Source organism: Streptomyces sp. NPDC002144 (assembly GCF_053593695.1).
Genome location: NZ_JBSFDB010000167.1, coordinates 1 through 1,276, shown reverse-complemented (window position 1 = coordinate 1,276; position 1,276 = coordinate 1). Strand labels below are relative to the sequence as shown.

At 31.3% G+C, this 1,276-nt stretch carries 1 protein-coding gene; it reads left to right on the top strand.

The window, feature by feature from the left end:
* Positions 1-230: 230 nt before the first annotated feature.
* A partial coding sequence (gene dptF, locus ACWCQ1_RS52110; RefSeq protein ID WP_451030136.1) for a DNA phosphorothioation-dependent restriction protein DptF occupies positions 231-1,276 on the top strand: 1,046 nt, incomplete at its 3' end.

Here is a 1,276-nt window from a genome sequence, read left to right as displayed (position 1 = left end):
CAAAAGATTCAGTAATGTAAAGCTGCATTAATTAATATTAGCATTAATAAAAAGCGATAATGTTTTAATTGTTTATTTCTTTATTTCTTTATTTCTTAGAGAATTATGTATTCTTAGCGCCAACTGAGTATATCGTTAATGTGTGCTTTGCCAACCTTAAATCAAAAGGAATAAAAGAAACATTATGAGTAATCAATTATAAATAGGATGTCTAAAGGGAGAGTAAAACCATGACGAACGAGTTAGTCTGGGAGAAAGTTAAGAAATATATACCAGAAGATAAAATAAATGAATTTCACCAAGTACAAACAATGATTAAAAATAACCCTGCAGATGCTGTGGGATATTTAAATTTTTTGTTTATTACTCTATCGATTCAACGAATGAAACAGCTTGCATTGAAAACAAATAACGAAGAAATAAATGAATCTTATTTTGAATCCACTACAATCAAAATTGCTTGGGAATTATTAAAATATAAATTTAACATTTCATCCGAAGAATATAAATATGTAGTTGATTTTTGTACATTAAGTGATAAAAAAGCTAATTCTATAACTGAACAAGATGCTAACAAAGCAATGGATCTATTACTTATGGTTGCAGAAAAACTAGAGTTACCCAATTATTCATCTTTGAATGAAGTAGAGATAGCCATAACAAAAGATGAAGGTTCACAGGAAGTAATATCATCGAATAACTCCGTTAAGGATAGTAAGTTTGTATCTATGTTAGAAGTCTTGCAGTCTTCTTCTAAAGAATCTGTTGCAAACGCAGATTCTTTCGGGAAACTCCAAAGCTACATGCATGTTGACCGAGGCATACAAAAAGAATTTGAGGAAATTTTGAAAGAATTAAAGCAAAAGGAAAGGCCAGGCTTGCTACTATTATGCGGTAGTGTTGGGGACGGTAAAAGTCATTTATTAGCATATATGAAAGCTAAGCATAGTGATCTTTTTGAGGGGGTTTTCATCCATAATGATTCCACCGAGTCATACGATTATGATAAAAATTCATTAGAAACCCTTGAAAAGGTTTTGTCACAATTTGATATGAATGGAACTGCTAGCAGACCTGTAATTATTGCTATTAATCTCGGTGTTTTGCATAATTTTTATAGCAAACAGCGGAAATTAGATAAATTTCAATCTTTATGTGACTTTATAGACAGGTGTGGAGTTTTTGATAGAGGACAGCAGGATACCAATCATGATGGTGATTTCCATTTGCTTAATTTTGCTGATACACAACCTTATGTATTAACAGAGGATGGACC